The organism is Natrinema sp. DC36 (genome assembly GCF_020405225.1).
Classification (GTDB): Archaea; Halobacteriota; Halobacteria; order Halobacteriales; family Natrialbaceae; genus Natrinema.
This window is the reverse complement of record NZ_CP084472.1, coordinates 3,144,738-3,163,969: the sequence shown is the minus strand read 5'-3', so window position 1 is coordinate 3,163,969 and position 19,232 is coordinate 3,144,738. Positions and strand designations below refer to the sequence as shown.

General features: G+C 63.0%; 19 protein-coding genes. 11 read left to right on the top strand and 8 right to left on the bottom strand.

Annotation, left to right across the window (positions count from 1 at the left end; all coding sequences use genetic code 11):
- Window positions 1–79 precede the first annotated feature (79 nt).
- Window positions 80–337 carry a HalOD1 output domain-containing protein gene (locus tag LDH74_RS16265; RefSeq protein ID WP_226039745.1) on the bottom strand — a complete coding sequence of 86 codons (258 nt, stop codon included), beginning with the start codon at window positions 335–337 and terminating at the stop codon, window positions 80–82.
- Between the two features lie 279 nt (window positions 338–616).
- On the opposite strand from LDH74_RS16265, the gene LDH74_RS16260 reads away from it, so the two are divergent.
- From LDH74_RS16260 to hjc, 3 genes are all read left to right on the top strand, one after another.
- On the top strand, window positions 617–5,992 hold the full coding sequence (locus LDH74_RS16260) for a PAS domain S-box protein (RefSeq protein ID WP_226039744.1): 5,376 nt from the start codon (window positions 617–619) through the stop codon (window positions 5,990–5,992).
- A gap of 96 nt (window positions 5,993–6,088) precedes the next feature.
- Window positions 6,089–6,898 carry a CPBP family intramembrane glutamic endopeptidase gene (locus LDH74_RS16255; RefSeq protein ID WP_226039743.1) on the top strand — a complete coding sequence of 270 codons (810 nt, stop codon included), beginning with the start codon at window positions 6,089–6,091 and terminating at the stop codon, window positions 6,896–6,898.
- Between the two features lie 99 nt (window positions 6,899–6,997).
- Window positions 6,998–7,522 (top strand): Holliday junction resolvase Hjc, encoded by a 525-nt coding sequence (gene hjc / locus LDH74_RS16250; protein ID WP_226039742.1) that lies wholly within the window; start codon window positions 6,998–7,000, stop codon window positions 7,520–7,522.
- Window positions 7,523–7,973: 451 nt separating this feature from the next.
- Here hjc and LDH74_RS16245 read toward each other — a convergent pair whose 3' ends face one another.
- The gene (locus LDH74_RS16245) at window positions 7,974–8,597 is read right to left on the bottom strand and encodes an SWIM zinc finger family protein (RefSeq protein ID WP_226039741.1); all 624 of its coding nucleotides are present in this window, start codon (window positions 8,595–8,597) and stop codon (window positions 7,974–7,976) included.
- Window positions 8,598–8,793: 196 nt separating this feature from the next.
- Between LDH74_RS16245 and LDH74_RS16240 the strand changes: the two genes are divergently transcribed.
- Window positions 8,794–9,066: a hypothetical protein gene (locus LDH74_RS16240; RefSeq protein WP_226039740.1), complete on the top strand. Its 273-nt coding sequence runs from the start codon at window positions 8,794–8,796 to the stop codon at window positions 9,064–9,066.
- A 42-nt stretch (window positions 9,067–9,108) separates the two neighbouring features.
- Window positions 9,109–9,492: a hypothetical protein gene (locus LDH74_RS16235; protein ID WP_226039739.1), complete on the top strand. Its 384-nt coding sequence runs from the start codon at window positions 9,109–9,111 to the stop codon at window positions 9,490–9,492.
- 90 nt (window positions 9,493–9,582) lie between these two features.
- On the opposite strand, the gene priL is transcribed toward LDH74_RS16235, so the two are convergent.
- Window positions 9,583–10,677 (bottom strand): DNA primase regulatory subunit PriL, encoded by a 1,095-nt coding sequence (gene priL, locus LDH74_RS16230; protein WP_226039738.1) that lies wholly within the window; start codon window positions 10,675–10,677, stop codon window positions 9,583–9,585.
- A gap of 253 nt (window positions 10,678–10,930) precedes the next feature.
- Between priL and LDH74_RS16225 the strand changes: the two genes are divergently transcribed.
- Window positions 10,931–11,800 (top strand): alpha/beta hydrolase, encoded by an 870-nt coding sequence (locus tag LDH74_RS16225; RefSeq protein WP_226039737.1) that lies wholly within the window; start codon window positions 10,931–10,933, stop codon window positions 11,798–11,800.
- A 49-nt stretch (window positions 11,801–11,849) separates the two neighbouring features.
- Here the strand turns inward: LDH74_RS16225 and LDH74_RS16220 are convergent, their stop codons facing one another.
- Both LDH74_RS16220 and LDH74_RS16215 read right to left on the bottom strand, forming a co-directional pair.
- Window positions 11,850–12,164, bottom strand: a complete 315-nt coding sequence (locus LDH74_RS16220; protein WP_226039736.1) for a HalOD1 output domain-containing protein — start codon at window positions 12,162–12,164, stop codon at window positions 11,850–11,852.
- 163 nt (window positions 12,165–12,327) lie between these two features.
- On the bottom strand, window positions 12,328–13,071 hold the full coding sequence (locus tag LDH74_RS16215; RefSeq protein WP_226042543.1) for a DNA polymerase sliding clamp: 744 nt from the start codon (window positions 13,069–13,071) through the stop codon (window positions 12,328–12,330).
- A gap of 260 nt (window positions 13,072–13,331) precedes the next feature.
- Here LDH74_RS16215 and LDH74_RS16210 point away from each other — a divergent pair, with 260 nt between their 5' ends.
- On the top strand, window positions 13,332–14,108 hold the full coding sequence (locus LDH74_RS16210; protein ID WP_226039735.1) for a 23S rRNA (uridine(2552)-2'-O)-methyltransferase: 777 nt from the start codon (window positions 13,332–13,334) through the stop codon (window positions 14,106–14,108).
- 8 nt (window positions 14,109–14,116) lie between these two features.
- Here the strand turns inward: LDH74_RS16210 and LDH74_RS16205 are convergent, their stop codons facing one another.
- The 3 genes from LDH74_RS16205 to LDH74_RS16195 all read right to left on the bottom strand — a co-directional run bounded on the left by LDH74_RS16205 (window position 14,117) and on the right by LDH74_RS16195 (window position 15,748).
- The gene (locus LDH74_RS16205; RefSeq protein ID WP_098725150.1) at window positions 14,117–14,293 is read right to left on the bottom strand and encodes a ribbon-helix-helix domain-containing protein; all 177 of its coding nucleotides are present in this window, start codon (window positions 14,291–14,293) and stop codon (window positions 14,117–14,119) included.
- A gap of 310 nt (window positions 14,294–14,603) precedes the next feature.
- Window positions 14,604–14,984 (bottom strand): hypothetical protein, encoded by a 381-nt coding sequence (locus LDH74_RS16200; RefSeq protein ID WP_226039734.1) that lies wholly within the window; start codon window positions 14,982–14,984, stop codon window positions 14,604–14,606.
- Window positions 14,985–15,091: 107 nt separating this feature from the next.
- Window positions 15,092–15,748, bottom strand: coding sequence for a helix-turn-helix domain-containing protein (locus tag LDH74_RS16195; protein ID WP_226039733.1), 657 nt, complete (start codon window positions 15,746–15,748; stop codon window positions 15,092–15,094).
- Window positions 15,749–15,938: 190 nt separating this feature from the next.
- Here LDH74_RS16195 and LDH74_RS16190 point away from each other — a divergent pair, with 190 nt between their 5' ends.
- From LDH74_RS16190 to LDH74_RS16175, 4 genes are all read left to right on the top strand, one after another.
- A complete protein-coding gene (locus tag LDH74_RS16190) occupies window positions 15,939–16,580 on the top strand; it encodes a helix-turn-helix domain-containing protein (protein WP_226039732.1) in 642 nt (213 codons plus the stop codon).
- 95 nt (window positions 16,581–16,675) lie between these two features.
- The gene (locus LDH74_RS16185; RefSeq protein ID WP_226039731.1) at window positions 16,676–16,939 is read left to right on the top strand and encodes a HalOD1 output domain-containing protein; all 264 of its coding nucleotides are present in this window, start codon (window positions 16,676–16,678) and stop codon (window positions 16,937–16,939) included.
- Window positions 16,936–17,145, top strand: a complete 210-nt coding sequence (locus LDH74_RS16180; protein ID WP_226039730.1) for a hypothetical protein — start codon at window positions 16,936–16,938, stop codon at window positions 17,143–17,145. The genes LDH74_RS16185 and LDH74_RS16180 overlap by 4 nt, the downstream gene beginning before the upstream one ends.
- Before the next feature lie 337 nt (window positions 17,146–17,482).
- Entirely contained in the window at window positions 17,483–18,793 is a 1,311-nt protein-coding gene (locus LDH74_RS16175) for a 5'-deoxyadenosine deaminase (protein ID WP_226039729.1), read from the top strand.
- Window positions 18,794–19,232: the final 439 nt, after the last annotated feature.

Here is a 19,232-nt window from a genome sequence, read left to right as displayed (position 1 = left end):
ATCCGTCGGGCACCGTCTCGTGTCGGTCACGTCGATCACGTTGGTCACACCCGCCGAGTTGGTCTCGAGCTACCGGCGTTTACCCGCTGTCATGGACGTTCCCGTCGACGCTGACGGTGCCGTTGCTTCGAACCTCGACCAGCGAATCGCCGTATTCGAACGTGACGCGAATCCCGTCGTTCGTGTCCCGCTCGAAGAGCTGATCGAGCGCCTCGGGATCGACGACGTTGTACAGGGGCTCGAGTTCGTGTGCGGCGGTGCCGGTCGCCGTCGCGAGCGCCTCGACGACGCGGAGACTGATCGAATCGCTGTAGTGTTCTACCGTTGTTCCAGTCATCGTAGTCGGAGCAACGCGAGCGACCGGTATCCGCTTGGCTGTTATACACGTAACGCCGACGCAGCTGCGACACTACGTGTATAGTGTCTCGGTCCGTCGGCGAGTCAGCGTCGCTGTTGTCCTCCGTTGCTCGGCGAACGGATCGTCCGGCACCGATGCCAGATCGGTCCGTTCCGCGATCGGATTCGGATTATATCGAGACGATTCGTTACTGAACGTTCGAATAATATCGAGAAAACAAACCACGCATATCATTGGCAGTCATTCCGTAGGTGCCCTATGGTCGGTAACGCAGTGTGTCACGGACTGCTCGCGAACGTCACGACGCGTTCGATCGCGGTGTTGCTCGGAACGATCGGCGTGGTGGTCGGTCTCGTCAGCGGGATCGCACCGCCCGATCTCGCGACGCTGGGGTTCGGCGCGGCGACGGAACCCGGACTGCTCGTCGTGGGACTCGCCGCGCGAAGCGGCTCCGATGGACCGACCGATATCGAGCGGCTCACCGACGACCTCCGACAGTTCATTTCGCGCATCGAGGACGATCCCGCGTCGTTCGAGCCGGACCGCGCCGACGAATCGACCGATATCGACGAGGCAATCGACTTCGCGATCGACCGGGACGACGAAGTCGGTCGACTGTCCGAGGTTATCGAGGATCTAACGGTCGCGGTACGCGAGCGCGAACGGAGACGCGCCGAGAGCGACCGCGACCGACGGGACCTCTATCGGGTCACGTCCGATCCCGAACTTCGGGGCGAGGCGAAGATCCGACGACTGCTCGAACTCGGCTGTGACCGGCTGGGGCTCGAGACCGGGCTCGTCTCCCGGATCGACGAGGCAAACGACCGGTACGAGGTCGAGACGGCCGTCGGCCACGAGGACGAACTCGAGGGAGCGGTACTTGATCTCTCCACAATTTACTGTCAGGACACGATCGCGTCGGACGATATTCTGGGGATCTACGACGCCGAAGCGACGGGCTGGGAATCGCACCCGGCAGCCGACGAACGCGGTATCAGTTGCTATCTCGGCGGCAAGATCGTCGTCGATGGCGAACTCTACGGGACGCTCTGTTTCCTGAACCGCGACTCCCGGGACCGGCCGTTTACGGCCGCCGAAAAGTCGTTCGTGGATCTGATGAGTCGCTGGATGAGCCAGGCCGTCGAGCGGCGCACGTACGTTCGACGGATCGAGGAGCGCGAGCGACGCCTCGAGCGAGCTCAGCAGTTCACCGACGATATGCTCGACGCCGTCGACGATGTCGTCTATCTGCTCGACGAGGACGGCGAGGTGCTACGGTGGAACGAGAGTTTGCGCGAGGCGACCGGCTACACTGCCGCCGAGACCGAGTCGATGCACGCCCTGGACTTTTTCGACGAGACCGACCACGACCGGATCACAAGCGCGATCGCGACGGTTCTCGAAACCGGGTCGACGCGCATCGACGTCCCGCTCGTGACCAGCGACGGCGAACGAATTCCCTACGAGTTCGTCGGATCGGCCCTCGAGAACCCGGCGGGCGATCGAATCATCGCCGGCGTGGGTCGCGACATCAGCGAGCGCAGGGACAAAGAGCGACGGCTCGAGCGATACGAGCAGTTCACGAACGACGTCCTCGACGCGTTGGACGACGTGTTCTACATCCTCGACGAGGACGGGACGTTCCAGCGCTGGAACGAGACGCTGGTCGAGGTGTCGGGGTATTCGGACGCCGAGATCGAGTCGATGGACGCGCTCGATTTCTTCGACGAGGAAAATCGGTCGCCCATTCGCGACTCGATCGAAGAGGCCTTCGAGACGGGTGAGACGCGGGTCGAAGCGCCGTTGCAGACGAAATCGGGCGAGCAGATCCCCTACGAGTTCATCGCGTCGGTCCTCGAGGATCCCGACGGCCGGCCCGTCGAGGTCGGGATCGGCCGGGACATCACCGAGCGCAGGGACAAAGAGCGTCGGCTCCGCGAGCGCGAGGCCCGACTCGAGCGAACCACGCACCTGCTCGAACAGTCCCAGCGGCTGGCGAAAATCGGCGCGTGGGAACTCGACGTGACCGAGGAACCGTCCGCCCTCGAGTGGACCGCCGAGGTCAGGCGGATTCACGGGGTTTCCGAGGACGAAGAGATCGATCTCGAGCGGGCCCTCTCGTTTTACCATCCCGACGATCGCCCCCGGATCCGTGCAGCGGTCGAGCGCGCGATCGAGGACGGCGAGCCGTACGATCTCGAACTCCGTCTCGCGACGGATGACGACAATCGGCAATGGGTTCGGGCCATCGGCGAACCGGTCTTCGAGAACGAGGAGGGCCATTCCTCCGACGGCCGGTTGCAGTCCGGCGACGGGGAGATCGTCAAACTCCGCGGCTCGTTCCAGGATATCTCCGAGCGAAAGGAGCGCGAACGCGAACTCGAGCGCACCGAGACGATCATTCAGGCGCTGGACGAACTGGTGTACACGATCGATTCGGACGGCCAATTCCGGTTTCTGAACGATGCGCTCACGCCAATTACCGGCTACGAGCCCGAGGAGTTGATCGGCGAGCACGTCTCGACGGTGATGGCCGACGGGGACCTCGAGACGGCCCGGGAGCGGATCCGCGACCTGCTCCGCGCCGACGAACCGTCCCGGACGTTCGAGATGGCTCTCGAGACCGTCCACGGTGACGTGCTCGACGCGGAAAATCACATGGCGCTGTTACCGACGGTCGACGGCGAGTTCGCCGGGACCGCGGGCGTCATCCGCGACATCACCGAGCGCAAGGAACGCGAACGCGAACTCCAAGCGACGAGCGCACGGCTCGAAGCGCTGTTCGAGAACACCCCCGATATGATCAACGTGCTCGATACCGAGGGAACGATTGTCGATGCGAATCGAACGCTTTCCGAGGAGTTGGGCTACGATGCAGACGCACTGATCGGGACGAACATCTGGGAGCACGACCGCCTGTTCGACGCGGACGAGGTCGTGGCCTTGCTCGAAGAGTTGTCGGTCGGCGAACGGCGAAAGTTCGAGGGGGAGTATCAGCGTCGCGACGGCTCGACGTTCCCCGTCGAAATACACCTGATTTGCATCGACCTCGAGAACGAAAACCGTTTCATCGCGATCAGTCGCGATGTGACCGAACGGAAGGAACGCGAACGGGATCTCCGGGAGACGAAACGGCGCCTCGAACTCGCCCTGGAGGGGACGAACACGGGCGTTTGGGAACGCGACTTCGAATCCGATGCGGTCGTCTGGAACGAGACGCTCGAGCGGCTGATCGGACTCGAACCGGGGACGTTCGAGGGGACGCTCGAGGCCTACAGGCGGCGCGTCCATCCGGACGACGTTCCCCGTCTCGAGGCTGCGGTCGATCGAGCGATCGAGAACGACGAACTGTTCCAGACTGAATTCCGGTTGCGACACGAGGACGGGCACTGGATCTGGGTCGGGGCTCGCGGCCGACTCGTGAGCGACGAGGACGGTGGCAGGCGTCTGGTCGGAATCAACAACGACATCACTCAGCGAAAGGAGCGCGAACGGGAACTCGAGCGGACGACGGAGCTGCTCAAACAGGCCGAGAGACTCGCCGGCATCGGCGGCTGGGAACTCGACAGTAGCGGTGATTCGCAATCGGTAACCCTGACGGACGGGTTGCGTCGGCTGTACGAACTACCCTCGGATGCAGTCGTCGGTCCCGAACTCGCGTCTTCGTTCCCGCATTCGGAGGATCGACCGGCCGTTCTCGAAACCGTCGACGCAGCGCTCGAGCACGGCGAAGGGTACGAGATCGAACACCGCATGCTGACAGCCGAAGGGAACGTGCGATGGGTTCGCTCTATCGGTGAGCCCGTCTGGGAGGACGAGGAGGGACGGCGTCCCTCCAGCAGTCGGACACAGTCCGATACTGACGAGATCGTCGGCGTTCGGGGGACGATTCAGGACATCACCGAGGACAAGGAACAGGAACTGGCACTCGAGTCGCTCCACGACGCCGCCCGCGACCTGCTGGGTACCGACACCGAACGGGAGGTCGCGGCGCTGGTCGTCGAGACGGCCGCGGACATCCTCGAGGCGTCGGGCGTGGCCGTCTACGCCCTCAACCCCGATGTGAACCGGTTCGAGCCCGTCGCGTACACCGACGAGTTCGCGACGCTCTGTTCGGGACCGCCGTCGGTCACCGTCGGCGACGACGACTCCGTCCTCTGGAACGCCTACGTGACGGAAACGGGGACGGTCGTCGACGATCCGGCGTCGTTCGATCGGTCGCGGGTCTTCGGGCCGGCGGTCGAGAGCGGGGTCGTCGTTCCGATCGGGGATCACGGGGTCTTCGCGGTCGCGTCGACCGACGGAACGATCGATACCGACGCTCGACGGCTGATCGAGACGCTCGTCGCCACGACCGAGGCCGCGTTCGATCGCCTCGAGAGCGAGGCGAGCCTCCGCGAGCGGGAGTCGGAACTCGAGGAACGGAACCGCCGGCTCAACCGCCAGATCGAGATCACCGAACTTATCAGGCGGATCGATCAGTCGCTGATCGGGGCCGACGGCCGCGCGGAGATCGAACGGACCGTCCCCGAACGGCTGATCGAGGCCGACGACGTCGCGTTCGCGTGGATCGGCCAGCTCGACGCCGGCGGTACCCGACTCGAGCCCCGGGCCTGGGCGGGAACCGGCCAGGAGTATCTCGACGACGTCTCCCTCGAGGGCGACACCGCCGAGCCGGCCGTCCGGACCGCCCGGACCGAGACGCCGACGGTCGTCTCGAACGTCGTCGAGGGACTGCAAGGCGATCCCTGGCGGCGACGAGCCGTCGATCGCGGGTTCCAGTCGGTCATCAGCGTCCCCCTCTCGCACGCGGAGTACTCTTACGGCGTCCTCACGGTCTACGCCGACGAACCGGACGCGTTCGGCGATCTCGAGCGGACGGTCATGACGGAACTCGGCGAGGGGATCGCGAACGCGATCACCGCCGCCAAAACGCGGGAGGCGCTGCACGCCGAAACGCTGCTCGAGTTGACGCTCCGGATCGAGGGCTCGGAGGACCTGCTGTCTCGCATCGCGGCGAAGACGGGTGCCCGGGTCGAGTACGCTGGTCTGGGGACGCACTTCGGCGACGAGACGCTGCTGTTCTTCGAGACCAGCGGCGTCTCCCCCGACGACGTTCGCGCGGTCCTCGACGATCTCGTCTCGGTGACGGACTCCCGGCTCATCAGCGACACCGACGGCGATTGCCGGTTCGAGGCGACCGTCACCGGCGATGTCATCGCCTCGCGGCTGGTCCGCCACGGCGGCAGTCCGCGGTCGATGCACGCAGACGCGACGGGGACCGAGATCACCGTCGACGTTTCGACGGGTACCGACGTCCGCGAGTTCATCGAGATGCTCCGCGAGGGGTATCCGAACGTCGAGCTCCGATCCCGCCGCCACGTCGAGCGATCGATGGGGACGCGAACCGAGCTCGTCACGTCGCTGTTCGAGGCGCTGACCGACCGGCAACTCGAGGTGCTTCGCACGGCCTACTTCGCCGGCTTCTTCGAGTGGCCACGCGAGAGCACCGGCGAGGAGATCGCCGAGCTGCTCGCGGTGACGCAACCGACGGTCAACAGACACCTGCGGATCGGCCAGCAGCGACTGCTGGCGCAGTTGTTCGAGGACGAAGTTCCCGTTCCCGCGGAGTGATCGATCGGCGTCGGCCGTTCGACGAGGGGGCTCCCCGGCGAGACGGGCCGTTTCGGATGAGCAACGCCCAAGGCCCCCGTCGTCGTACGTCTCCGCATGGAAACGCCCGCACGCCATCGCGACGACGGCCCGATTCGGTCGACGCTCGTCGCGATCGGCCTGGCAGCGTTCGGTATTCTTGCCAGTCAGTTCACGGTCCTCCCTGCCGTCCTGCTCGATCCGGCGGTAATCACGTCACCGATGGAGGCGTCGATCACGAGTCGAGCGCTCCTGTTGACCCTGAACTTCGTCGGCTTCGCGCTCGCCGGCGGGATCTACCTCGCGGCGACCGACCGCGGCTGGTCGTACGTCGACCTCCGAACCCCGACGAAACGGGGCTGGGGCTACATCCTCGCCGGCGTCCTCGGGAGCTTCGTGTTTTACGTTCTCGTCAGCATGCTCGTCCAGTTGCTTTCTCTTCCCACCGCGGAGAACTCTGTCTCGGGCTTCATCGGCGACGACCAGACGATGGTTCTCGTCATGATCGCGATCGTCTTCCTCTTCAACGCGCCAGCCGAGGAGTTCCTCTTCCGGAACATCGTCCAGAAGCGCCTCTACGACGCGTTCTCTCGGCTTCAGGCGGTCGTCATCGCCAGCGCCATCTTCGCGCTGATCCACATCCTGTCGTACGCCGTCTCCCAGTCGCTGCTCGCGACCGTCGTTCCGGTCGTCATCGTCTTCGGCGGCTCGATCATTTTCGGGCTGCTCTACGCGAAAACGGACAACCTCTTCGTTCCGATCGCCGCCCACGCCGCCTTCAACGCCATCCAGTTCGGCATCCTCTACATCGCCCTCGAGTACGAGATCGAGACCGCCGAGCCGTCGACCTCGATACTCGTCGATCTGCTGGCCGTCGTTCCGCTGTAGGCTCCGCGGCTATCGGCTGTTCCACCGTACTCGTCCCCGACCGATCACTTCCACCGCGCTGTCAGTTCCTTTATTACCGGCGGGCGGTGACGGTGGGGTATGTCTCAGGCGAAGGGCGACCGCCGCGAGCGGGAACTCGTCAACGCACTCGACGAGGCCGGCTTCGCGGTCATGCGTGCGCCCGCCAGCGGTTCTGCGACCGAGCGCGAACTCCCCGACGTGCTCGCCGGCGACGGCGAACAGTTCTACGCGATCGAGGCGAAATCGAGTTCGGGCGACCCGATCTATCTCACCGGCGAGGAGGTCGAAGCGCTCATCTACTTCGCGCAGAACTTCGGCGCGAAACCTCGAATCGGCATTCGCTTCGACCGCGAGGACTGGTACTTCTTCCACCCCGGCGACCTCCACGTGACTGACGGCGGTAACTACCGCGTCAAGAAGGAGACGGCCATCGCCGAGGGAACCGACTTCCCCGAGTTCACCGGCCGATCCGAGAAGGTCACGCTCGAGGAAGTCGGCGACGACGGGGCCGATACCGGTCCCGACGAGGAGATCCTCCGCGTGCTCAACGCCGTCGAGCAGGGCGTGATGGACGTCGAGGAGGCCGCGAAAGTTCTCGAGTGACAGTTATCGATTCGGAACGGAAGAGACAAACTGAGCGCGCACTCACAGTTTGCGCGCTATCTCTTCAGTTGCAACGACCAAACGGTAGAATAAATATGGGATAGTGATAAATAATCCGATAGAAACGACACTAAACACCCACAGAAGAATCTGTGCCACCTGTAGTGCGTATGCAAGACTCAGGACCAGGATAAACGCGATTCCGATACCTATTGAAGGCGGTAGTTTTGTCCGCGCTTCTTGGAACGTCGTGCGTTCATATTATGGCCAATACCCTAAATAATTTTCATTTGATGGTGTATTCTTCACGGGTAATCTGGCAGATGATCCGTCCAGGCATTCCGCGAACTTCACGAGTTCGTCCGAATAGAGGCCGTGTTCCTGTCCACTGGTACGCATTCGTTCGTCCGGAACCCAGTTCGGTCTCTCCTTGCGAAGCCGACTCGAGTCGCTACGTCGCCTTCTCGAGGCGGGTCCGCGGGAAGACGTAGATTCGCAGCGACGAGGGAACGACGCCGTTGGGCGCGACGGTGGCGTGGGGATAGATCGCGCCGACGACGGGGACGTCGGGATCGTAGTCCGCGTTGGTCTCGTAGTCTGCGACGGTGGTGTCGGCCGCTCCGATCTCGACGGCGTCGGCTCGCAGTTCCGAGACGTCGACGACGGTGAGTCGATCGCCGGTTTCGCGATCACGGACGGTGTCACCCGCGTAGAGCGCGTGCTCGTCGCAGTAGAACGGCGCGGGTTCGTCCTCGTCGACGAAGATCGTCTCGCCGCAGTCGCGACAGTCGACCGCGATCTCGCCCGGCGGCGGGGTCCGGCCCTCCGTGATCTCGATCGCGACTCTACGGACGTGCTTGCAACGGGCCTCGCGGAAGACGTGATCCGGGCAGGTGCACCGACCCGCCTCGAGGTCCACGAGGTAGGTGTGGTCGCTCGCGGACTCGACCTCGTAGAGGCCGTCGCCCAGCGACAGCACCGACATCGGTTCGATGCGTGCCCGGCGCGATCGCTTCGTGAGGTGATCTGCTGACGGTACTGGAAGCGGTGCTTTCGGTGACGCTGTTGTTTTCATGGGTGCGTCGAAGTGGATTCGCTAGTCGGCTGGCTATTCGACGTGGGTAGGGGATCGATGAGTATAACGGGTTCGCTTGCATCCTCATGGCCGCGGTTTATACGGGAGTCGCGGACGACTGACGACCGCAGCCGACGATCCGACTCGAGGCACCCTTCGAAGCGCTTTTCACCGGTCCGGCGAAACCGCTGGGACAATGCTCGAGCGCGAACAGCTCATCGAAATCGTCGTCGCCGTTACTGTCGTCTTCCTGATGCTGGGGGCCATGATCGCCGTCGGATCCTCCTACGGAGCCGATAACAGCACGCTCTCGCCCGAAGGCGGACAGATACTGGTGGCGGTCATCGCCGGCTTCATTCTCCTGATGACCGCGGCCGGCATTCTCCTCGCGTATCTGCTCAACGACCCCGAGAACGGCCTCGAGGCCAACGACGATGACGACGACGCGGACGCGAAGGGGACGTTCTGAGGGCGTCGGTACGCTTTTCACATTGCTGGTTTGACAATACCCATGGCTAGTGCTGACTCCAGTTCGGCTCGAACGAACGGATTCCGTTCCGGTCAGGCTGCCGCCGTCGTCGTGCTCGTCCTGCTCTGTTCGTCGCTGCTCGTGGGCGTGCTGTCCATCGTCGACCCGGTCGTCGCCGCCGGCGCGGTGGTGGTTCCCACCGGACTCGCGATCGCGCTCCTGTGGCGACTGGCCGTCTCAGGTGACTCGACGACCGATCGCGAGGCCGGGGACGACGGCTCGAGCGTCTGGAACGCGATCCCGTCCGACCAGTACGACGGTCGACACGCCGAATCCGGCGGTCTCGCCCGCGGCGAACAGGAACGGGCGCTACGGGACATCCAGCAACAGGCGGACGAACTGTCCGACGAGCCCTCGCAGAAGTGACGTTTCGAAAAGAACTGCCGCACTTCGACCGTCTTGGCCCCGCAGTCGACCGCAACCGTTCGCCGCTTGCGGTCCAGTCGTCAGCGACACTCAGTCGCCGCTCGCGGCGCTATTCTCGGCGTCGTCAGTCCCTTCTCTCCAGTCCTCGATCTCGTCGTCGTCGGCGTCGTCGATCCGCTGCTCGTAGTAGGCCATCGGATGCGGAATCCGCTCGCAGAGATCGTCCTTGTTCACGCAGTCGCCGTAGGACTGCATCGTCGCACACGAGGGCGGCGAGTACTCCGTCGGGGAGCTATCGCCGCGGATGTGGTCGGTCTGGTAGCGGGTCATCTCCTCGCCGAACGACGAGTTGACGCGGTAGAGGTCGACGATCTGATCGGTGGTCATCCCGATACTCGTCAGGAACGCGGTGATCGCGAATCGGGAGTGGTGCGCCAAGTGTTCGCCCTTCTGTATCTGATCGAGCAGAGCCTTCATACACGGCGGGAACAGGTCCGGAACGACCGTGTCGATATCCTGGGTCAACTCGAGGTCCGCCAGCACCTCGCGGATCTCGGCGGCGTCGTCCTCGAGCGCGGTCGCGATGGTGTCGGGCACCTCGAACGGAAGGCCGTCCTCGATACGGCTCCGGATCGCCTCGCGCAGGAGCGCGAGTAATTCGTCGGCGTCGACGGGCACCTCGCCGGCGTCCAATGGCTTATTAACCAGCCGCCACTCGTCTTCCCACAGGTCCTCGGCCAGCGGGAGGTAGGTGCCGACGTCGATCCGATAGCCGTCGCCGTCGGTCGCCTCGCGAACGTCGTCTCCCAGGTCGAACTCGGCGAGCAGATCCTCGAGTTCGAGTCCCGTCGTCTCGACGCTCTTCAGCTCGGTGGTGTCGGCCATGTCGGCGGTGAAGCGGTCGTAGGCCGTCGCGGCCTCCCCGCGGGCGTACTTTCGGACGAGCACTCGCTCCCCGACCAGCGAGACGAGCACCCGCGCGACGGGATAGGAGAGCAATTCGACGCGAGCCTCGCGGTGTGAGTCCCCGATCTCCCCCTCCCCGAGCGCGGTAATCACGCGTTGGCGCGCGCGGTCGACGACCGCCTGATCCTGCTCGACGACGGTCGCGAGATCGACCGCCTCCGTCGCGACGGACTCGCGAGCGGCCTCGAGAAACGGGTACCGCGCGTGCAGTCGCTGCATCGGTAACAATATTTTACCGCGACGGGATAAACGCGCTGATTATCACAATCGGTCTTTATCCCGCTGAACCGTTCCGACGGGTGGGCCTCGAGCGCCGATCGTGAGCCGAGCGGCCTCAAGACGGTCGTCCCCCGACCGTCACCACGGCGATAAAATCGGATTACCGGGTTCCACAGCCGATCGCACGACACGGGATGACACTGCTCACCTTTCGAGGATCGATTTCAAGGGCGTTCGACACGTCAGTCCGGGTATGCCACAGGCGATGAGAGACGGCGTGTCGATCTACTACGAACACGAGCGGAGCGATGGAGACGGAAGCGCGCCGGTCGTGTTCGTTCAGGGACTCGGATTCGGTCGGTGGATGTGGCGGTGGCAGCGCGAGGCAGTCGCCGACGAGTACGACGTGATCGCTCCGGACAACCGGGGCACCGGCCGCTCGGACGTCGGCCTGCCGCCGCTCGTGGCGCGACTGCCGGGGACGCTCCGCGCCCTCGTCATCCTCAAACTGGCCGGTTACTCGATGGGCGGGCTCGCAGCGGACCTCGAGGCCGTTCTCGACGACGCGGGAATCTACGACGCCCACATCGTCGGGGCGAGCATGGGCGGGATGATCGCCCAGCGCTACGCGCTGGAGTACTCCCGGGCGAAATCACTGACGCTGTGTTGTACGTCCCACGGGGGCCCCGACGCGGCACCGGTTCCCGAGGAGACGCAGGAGCGCATGTTCGATACGCCCGACGGGGCCAGCGAACGGGAGACGATCCGCCATCGAATGCGCCCCGCGTTCAACGAGCGGTTCACCAACCGGAACCCCCACCTGATGGATCGAATCATCGAGTGGCGACTCGAGCAGGACGCCGGCGCCCCCGGTCGCGAGGCCCAGGCCGCCGCCGTCCAGAACTTCGACGTCAGCGACCGCCTCGACGGGCTCCGCGTGCCGACGCTGCTCCTCCACGGGACCGACGACCAGGTCGTCCCCGTCGAAAACGCGCGGCTGCTCGCGGAGAAGATTTCGGACAGCCGCCTCGAACTCGTCGAGGGCGGCTCGCACCTCTTCTTCATCGAAGACGACGAACTGGTCAACGAGCACCTGCTGGCGTTCCTCGACGAGCAGGAGTGACGATAGGTACGAGACTGCGGCCGGCCTGGCGCTGCTCGGGAGGCGGTCGTCAGCTGGCCGCAGTGACGTTCCGGATCCGGATCTCGCCGTCGCTTCGGACGCCGACGTCGAGCCCCTCGTAGGTGAACCACACCAGATGAGTGCCGTCGGTCGCCCCTCGCTGAGCGTGTTCGACCAGGTCGTTGAGCGCGCCCGGATCCATGACGTCGTACAGCGGCGATAGCTCGGCGGGATCGGCCTCGAGAACCGCGGCGACTGCGGTGACGACGGCCTCGCTCGGCCGGCCGTCCGCCGGATCGAACGTCGTGACGTAGCTGTGATCGGGCGACTCCGACTCGTCCGTCGAATCGTTCGGGGAGGGCATACCCTGCTATTGTCGAGAACTTCGGTAGCCACTCGCCTGCCTATATTATCGTATTAAGTAGTCGATGACGCTCGAGCGCGTCAGACGGTCTGCTGTCAGTTAGTTCCGGCGCGCCCGCATGGCGGGTCGCGGGTGTGCCGATAAACAGTTACAGCAGACCGTATCAGTCGCTCTGGATGCGCGGTGCGAGCATGTAGGTGACCTGTCCCTGCCCCTCCGCGAAGCCGAAGTAGATCTTGACGGGGAACTCCTCGCCGAGGTCGAGCGTGACCTCGGTGTCTTTGGGAATCGCCTTGTTCATGTCCTTCAGGTAGTCCAGCGAGAACAGCGAGCGGGCGGGGCCGACCTGCAGATCGATCAGATCGTCCTGGGTGAGCTCGAGGTGGACGTCGTCGGTGTCGCCCTCCGCGCTGACGTAGAAGAATTCGTCGGTTTCGTCGACGCCGAGTGCGATGTGGTCGGAGACCATATCGGCGGCGGTCACCGAACGGTTGACGTCTTTCCCCTCGAGGACGACCTCCGCGGGCAGGTCGAGGTCCGGAATGTCCGGCTCCTGGCGGATCGAGTCGGGATCGATGAGCGCGAGCGTGTACTCGAGCCCGTCGATCTGGATGTGAAGCTTGCGGGTCTCCTCGTCGAGTTCGAGTTGGATGAGCTGACCGGTGTCGGCCATGCCGGCGATATCCTCGAGCCGCGAGAGGTCGACGCCGATCAGCCCGCCGTCCGCCTCGTAGGATTCGAACGCAGACGCATCGAGCGAGAGGTCGACCATCCCGACGTTCGCGGGGTCGACGGCGCGGATTTCCAGTCCGTCTTCCTCGAGGTGGATCTTGCACTCGTCGACCAGCACGCTCACCGAATCGAGCGCGCTGGTGAGCGTTTCGGCGCTCACGATGGCCTTGAACATATAGGTCGGCGTACGGACGGTCGCCATAAAAAGCCACCCTTTACGCGCGAGCGGGCTCGAGTAATCTCGACTCGTGGCTTGGCGGTGATCGCCGGACGACACCGCCTCGAGCAGGAGCCCGTTTCCGGAGACCGCGCGACCGAACGGGCAGTGATGGGCGCGACCACTCGAGGCGGGACCGCGTATTCGCGGCCTGAAACCGCGAGTCGCGGCACCTATCCGTCTCGACCGTCTAGTGACGCTAACTGAGTGTAACTTCGATGGCAGGTAAAGACCACTACTACAACAAGGCGAAGCAGGAAGGGTATCGCTCTCGAGCGGCCTACAAGCTCAAACAGCTCGATAACCTCGAGAACGTCATCGACCGCGGCGATACGGTCGTCGACCTGGGGGCGGCCCCCGGCGGCTGGCTCGAGGTCGCCGCCGAGGCGGTCGGCTCGGAGGGGAACGTCATCGGCGTCGACTTCCAGCGGATCAAGGACTTCGAGGATCACGACAACGTCGAGACGCTCCGCGGAGACATGACCGAAGAGAAGACCCGCGATCGGGTTATCGACGCCGCCGGCGGCCCGGTCGACGTCGTCATCTCCGACATGGCACCCAACATGTCCGGCGAGTACTCGCTCGATCAGGCCCGGTCGCTGCACCTCGCACGGCAGGCCTTCGAGACCGCCGTCGAACTGCTCGACAGCGGCGGGGACTTCGTCGTGAAGGTCTTCGAGGGGCCGGACGTCGACGACTTCCGAGCGGACGTCGAGGAGGAGTTCCAGTACGTCCGCGCGACGTCGCCGAAGGCGAGTCGAGACGAGTCCTCCGAGGTTTACTTCATCGGAAAGGGACGGCTCACCGCCACGGTGCGGCCGGGCGACGAACTCGAGGTCGAGATCGACGCCGTCGGAAACGAAGGCGACGGCATGGCGAGCGTCGACGGCTACCGGCTGTTCGTCCCCGATACCGAGGAGGGCGAGACCGTCACGGTGCGCGTCGAGGACGTCAAGCCGAACTTCGGCTTCGCACAGCGGATCGACCGGGACTGACCGGTCGGCTACTCTTCCGTCTCGAGGCGGTCGTGGCGCTCGTCGATCTCGTCCAAGATATCCAGATTCTTTCGGATCGAGGACCGAATCGCGTCGCTGCGGTTGACGAACTTGCCGTCGTCGCCGACGTGGTCGTCCAGATCCTCGAGGAGTTCCTGCGGAATTTCGACGCTGATCTTGGGCATCAGTCTGGATAGTCGTTCGCGCGTCCTCGACTTAAGAGGGTTGATCGCACGGTTTCAATCGGGATTTCGTCTCGAGACGGATTCCGACTCGGCCGGGACGCCGTTCAGGCGACCGATGTCTCACCCGGGACGGGTCAACCGGCGTGCGGCGGCGCACGCTGTCCGCGAGGTGCGAGATCGCATTCTTGCGCTGCTCGCAAGTAGAACTCGGCTGGGGAGGCGTACGGTTGGGGGAGGCGTGATAATCCGCGCTGCCAGCGCAGCAGAACACGCCCTGTTACCACACGGTTCACTCGTCACTAATCCATTCTCACTGCTCGAGAGTGACGACGGCATCCGCCACGAGACGGTCGTCTCGCAACTCGTCTATCAGTTCGAGAACGGGCACCAGCTCGTCGAACCGAGGACCTCTCGTGGCGACGTAATCGTCTCGGTCCCACTCGATGAAGCGGTCGTCAGCGAGCTTCGGAACGTGAACGAGGTGCATACGGATGCGCTCCTTGTCGCCCGCGTTGCTCTCTCGATCGGTGGACAGATACTCGTGGAGGAACCCCTGGTTCGCTTCAGCAATTTCCTGGGAACTGCTGGACAACTCCGGGACGTGGTATCGGCCGGATTCCAGTAATTCGACCAATAAATCGCGTCGCTGCCCGTCAGCCAACGCCTCGAACACCTCGTCATTGCCAACCATCGAGTTCTTTCTGTCAACTCGCCTTAATCCCTGCTTACGGCCCATACAAACTCATTCTTCTGCCAGTCCGGTGTGGATTTGCCTTGGTACACGAGGGAGTCGGTCGGTCAGCCCTCCGATTCGGTGTGGACGAGCGTGTACCTGACGAGCGACATGATTGCACGACGGAGTCGTTCCGTCACGGCCTGATCCGAAATATCAAGTTCGTCCGCGAGTTCCTTGGTCGTACAGCCTCTCGGGATGTCGTAGTACCCCGTTCGGACGGCGAGCGTGATCGCTTCGCGCTGGAGTTCGGTCAACCCGTACCACGGACCGGCGTCCGGTTTCGTCGGGTTGTACACGCGCTGCACCTCCAGCGAAATCTGCGCGTCCTCGCAGTCCGTCCGAAATCCACTGAGAGCGTCGTGATCGGGAAATCGCAACTCGAACTCCCACGTATCGGGCGTGCCGATGGCACTCAATAGCTGTCCCTCGCTCTCCGTGATTCCCTCGAAGAGGTGATCGTGGTTCGCATCCCAGTCGAGGGTGAAGAGCGTCCTGTCGTCGAAGACGTCTACCTCCGCCGCGCTGGTGACGGCCGGGTGGCGTTGGACGGACTCGAGAAACGACTGTCGCGTCGAGTTGTGGATCCAGAAGAGCGGAACGGCCGCCTCGCCGATGGGGACGAGATTCTCGAGTTCGATGGACGTGATCCCATCGACGTCGAGAATCCGTCCGAGTTCGAAATCCGCAGATGGAACCCGAAATTCTACAATCACGCTCATTACTTGTTCTTGCTCTCTTGGTAAGACATATTCTGACAAAACGAACCGGCATGGTGGACCATGCCGGTACGAAACCGGAAGGGTGTTACTCTCTAGTGGCTCTCTGTGGTATCTTCACACGTCGGCCATCACCGTTAGTGCTTGGTATACCACCCACGTGGGTTATTGACCTTCGTGGCGACCCATCGGTATGGCTACCGTGATGGAGTTTACGAGTCCGGCGGACGAGTTTCCACTGGGGACGATCTTCGAAAACCTCCCCGAGGTAACGATCGACATGGAACGACTCCTCCCACAGGAGGACCTGATAATCCCGTATTTCTGGGTCCGCGGCGCGGCCGCCGAAGACATCGAAGCCGCGTTCGAAGCCCACGCTGGACTGGTTACCATCACACTCATCGATAGCGTCGACGACGAGTATCTCATGCGTGCAGAGTGGGAATCGGAATATTTCGGCATCCTGAGCGCCCTCACCGAAACCAACATCTCCATCCTCTCCGGAGTCGGGACGAAAGAGGGGTGGGACTTCGAAGTCCGCGGTGAGAGCCGTGAGGCGATCAGCGATTTCCGCACCGAATGCCAAACGAACGACATTCCTATCGAGATCACCGCAGTCCACCAGTTGCTCCCGATACAGGGCGACGACTACGAGTTGACCGACACCCAGCGAGAAGCGCTGGTGTTGGCCTACGAACGCGGATACTTCGATTCGCCGCGTGAGGCCTCGCTCGAGGATATCGCTACGGAACTCGGAATCACGCAGCAGTCGCTTTCGTCTCGACTCAGACGCGGTCACCGACGGCTCATCGGCGGGACGGTAATCAATCAGTAGTCTCGACTGGAAATCTAGGCAGCGGTATTAATACCTCCTGTATAATCAGTGGTCGTGTTGAACCGACGCAGACCGCTAGAGTAACGTAGATACCTATGACTGCCAGCTTAGCCAGTACCGAGTTAGAGACGTTGGAGTTCGATCGGGAGTCGGGTACGTACCGTGCCCGGTACGATCAGGACGCGACCGCTGCGAGCATAGCTGTTGTCGCCGCAGTGTCGAACGGTCTGGATACCGATCCGCTCGAACTGGACCCGCTCCACGACACGATCGATACCGATTCCCTCACTGATCTGGTTCGACATCGGGGGCCGCCGAACGAACCGGTCGGCAAGACCGTTGGAACCACACGCCAATGACTACCGACGAGCTGCCGCCCTCGTCCGAAGCGGAGTTGCGTGCCGAATTGAAAGCGCTTCTTCGTCGTGCGCACGACAGTGATCTCGAGATCGAAGGCGGATGGGACTGTCGGAACGGAACCGACTATCCGGACTGGGACGTGATCGTTACTGAAGTACGAAAGAACGAGGAACCGAAGCAGGAGATGCCGTCGACAAACGAGTGATAGAGGGTACGTGCCGCGTGTGAAACGGGTTCTCTGAGCGGTGATAGAGCGAGTTGGTAACACACTTTCTTCTCCAGAGTAAGGGAGGACACTGAGGTGCCCGAGTCGGTACGTCTGTCCGCAAGCTCACCAGTTATAGTAGTCACTGAAAGTCACTGCACACCTGATTGCATGACAGCGATGCGATCAGCGTGTATGTCGTTTCAGTGACTACTATAATTCCGCGTACCGTCATGTCGATTGTACTCCTGTTGGCCCTCTTATCATCGAACGAGGCTTTAAACGAGGCTGAACTGCGGAAAGGAAGTTATTTCGGGGACTAGTATCACCCGTTTGTATGTTACTTTCGGGCACCGTCATCGTCGATGCGTCAACGACTATCGAGGAGGGGGCGGTCGTCACCGAGGACGATTGTATCGTCGCCGTCGGTGACCGTACCGACCTCGTCGAGCAGTACCCTGGCCACGAGCGTCGTGAGTACGATATCCTACTCCCGGGTCTGGTCGGCAGTCACATTCACTCCGTTCAGTCGCTTGGCCGCGGCGTCGCCGATGACACTGCGTTGCTTTCCTGGCTGTTCGATTACGTTCTCCCGATGGAGGCCGAGATGGATGCCGACGTGATGTATACCGCGGCGAAGCTCGGCTACCTCGAGTGTATCGAGTCCGGGACGACCACAGTTATCGATCATCTCTCGGTTCATCACGCTGACGCGGCGTTTGACGCAGCCATCGACGTCGGTATCCGCGGTCGACTCGGGAAGGTGTTGATGGACACGGAATCTCCGGCGGGGCTTCAGCAGGGTACTCAGACCGCTCTCGACGAAACGGAGAAACTCATTCGGGAGTATCACGATGTGAACGACGGCCGCATTCAGTACGCCGTCACACCCCGCTTTGCGGTGAGCTGTACTGAGGCGTGTCTCCGCGGGTGTCGTGACCTCGCGGACGCGTACGATGGCGTTCGCATCCACACACATGCGAGTGAGAACCGCGACGAGATCGCAGCCGTCGAGGAGGAAACGGGGATGCGCAATATTTTCTGGCTCGACGAGGTCGGCCTCACGGGTGAGGACGTCGTCCTCGCACACTGCGTCTGGACCGACGAGGCCGAGCGCGAACTCCTTGCAGAGTCCGGGACTCACGTCTGTCACTGTCCGTCATCGAATATGAAGCTCGCCTCGGGTATCGCACCCGTCATCGACTACCTCGAGCGTGGTATCAACGTCGCACTCGGTAACGACGGTCCGCCGTGCAACAACACGCTCGATGCCTTCACCGAGATGCGACAGGCGAGCCTCCTCCAGAAGGTGGAGACGCTCGATCCGACGACGACGGCCGCAGAGACGGTGTTCGAGATGGCGACACGAAACGGTGCGGAGGCCGCCGGATTCGAGCGTCTCGGCGAACTTCGTGAGGGATGGAAAGCCGACATCATCGGGATGACGACCGATGTAACACGCGCGACGCCAGTCAACGATGTGTTCTCTCACCTCGTCTACGCTGCACACGGCGATGACGTCGAGTTCACGATGGTCGACGGTGAGGTCCTGTACGACGGAAGCGAACACGTCGGTATCGACGCTGCAGCCGTCCGCGAGCAAGCGCGTGAATACGCTACCGAACTGAACGCGACACTGGAACTGTAGGTAGCGCAGTCCGTGCTTATCGGGCAGATCGAAGCCGATCACGAGGCGTTCGACGATCACGTAGTCACGAGAGATACCAACGATGTCTCTCCAGCAAGGATGTCAATCGCGGGAGCAAGTGTAACGAAGCATCCTCAATCGCGGCAACGCGGAATTGCCACGCCCTCCCCAGCCGATTCGTTCGCGCCTCGCGGCGCTCGCTCATCCACTGTCAGAGCGAGCTCTGACAAGCCTTCCCTCACTGCGTCTGCTCACGGGTGCTTCGCACCCGTTCGCATGGTATGCGGGACCGTCGGTCCCGCACTATTCACGAAGACCTCGCGCATCTTCGGACCGCGGCTCACATTATCGAGGCCTTCACTTCGTTCAGGCCTCGCAATTCGCCGCGGCCCAGCGCGCGCCACCGCACGCCGGTTGGCGATTCGGCGTGAGACATGTA

Bases quoted from the DNA above. Each gene is read 5' to 3' on its own strand.
- LDH74_RS16180 (WP_226039730.1), top strand. From the start codon at position 16,936: ATGACTACCGACGAGCTGCCGCCCTCGTCCGAAGCGGAGTTGCGTGCC.
- LDH74_RS16175 (WP_226039729.1), top strand. From the start codon at position 17,483: ATGTTACTTTCGGGCACCGTCATCGTCGATGCGTCAACGACTATCGAG.
- priL (WP_226039738.1), bottom strand. From the start codon at position 10,677: ATGCAGCGACTGCACGCGCGGTACCCGTTTCTCGAGGCCGCTCGCGAG.
- LDH74_RS16195 (WP_226039733.1), bottom strand. From the start codon at position 15,748: ATGAGCGTGATTGTAGAATTTCGGGTTCCATCTGCGGATTTCGAACTC.
- LDH74_RS16245 (WP_226039741.1), bottom strand. From the start codon at position 8,597: ATGAAAACAACAGCGTCACCGAAAGCACCGCTTCCAGTACCGTCAGCA.
- LDH74_RS16240 (WP_226039740.1), top strand. From the start codon at position 8,794: ATGCTCGAGCGCGAACAGCTCATCGAAATCGTCGTCGCCGTTACTGTC.
- hjc (WP_226039742.1), top strand. From the start codon at position 6,998: ATGTCTCAGGCGAAGGGCGACCGCCGCGAGCGGGAACTCGTCAACGCA.
- LDH74_RS16185 (WP_226039731.1), top strand. From the start codon at position 16,676: ATGACTGCCAGCTTAGCCAGTACCGAGTTAGAGACGTTGGAGTTCGAT.
- LDH74_RS16255 (WP_226039743.1), top strand. From the start codon at position 6,089: ATGGAAACGCCCGCACGCCATCGCGACGACGGCCCGATTCGGTCGACG.
- LDH74_RS16205 (WP_098725150.1), bottom strand. From the start codon at position 14,293: ATGCCCAAGATCAGCGTCGAAATTCCGCAGGAACTCCTCGAGGATCTG.
- LDH74_RS16200 (WP_226039734.1), bottom strand. From the start codon at position 14,984: ATGGTTGGCAATGACGAGGTGTTCGAGGCGTTGGCTGACGGGCAGCGA.
- LDH74_RS16235 (WP_226039739.1), top strand. From the start codon at position 9,109: ATGGCTAGTGCTGACTCCAGTTCGGCTCGAACGAACGGATTCCGTTCC.
- LDH74_RS16215 (WP_226042543.1), bottom strand. From the start codon at position 13,071: ATGTTCAAGGCCATCGTGAGCGCCGAAACGCTCACCAGCGCGCTCGAT.
- LDH74_RS16260 (WP_226039744.1), top strand. From the start codon at position 617: ATGGTCGGTAACGCAGTGTGTCACGGACTGCTCGCGAACGTCACGACG.
- LDH74_RS16225 (WP_226039737.1), top strand. From the start codon at position 10,931: ATGCCACAGGCGATGAGAGACGGCGTGTCGATCTACTACGAACACGAG.
- LDH74_RS16190 (WP_226039732.1), top strand. From the start codon at position 15,939: ATGGCTACCGTGATGGAGTTTACGAGTCCGGCGGACGAGTTTCCACTG.
- LDH74_RS16265 (WP_226039745.1), bottom strand. From the start codon at position 337: ATGACTGGAACAACGGTAGAACACTACAGCGATTCGATCAGTCTCCGC.
- LDH74_RS16210 (WP_226039735.1), top strand. From the start codon at position 13,332: ATGGCAGGTAAAGACCACTACTACAACAAGGCGAAGCAGGAAGGGTAT.
- LDH74_RS16220 (WP_226039736.1), bottom strand. From the start codon at position 12,164: ATGCCCTCCCCGAACGATTCGACGGACGAGTCGGAGTCGCCCGATCAC.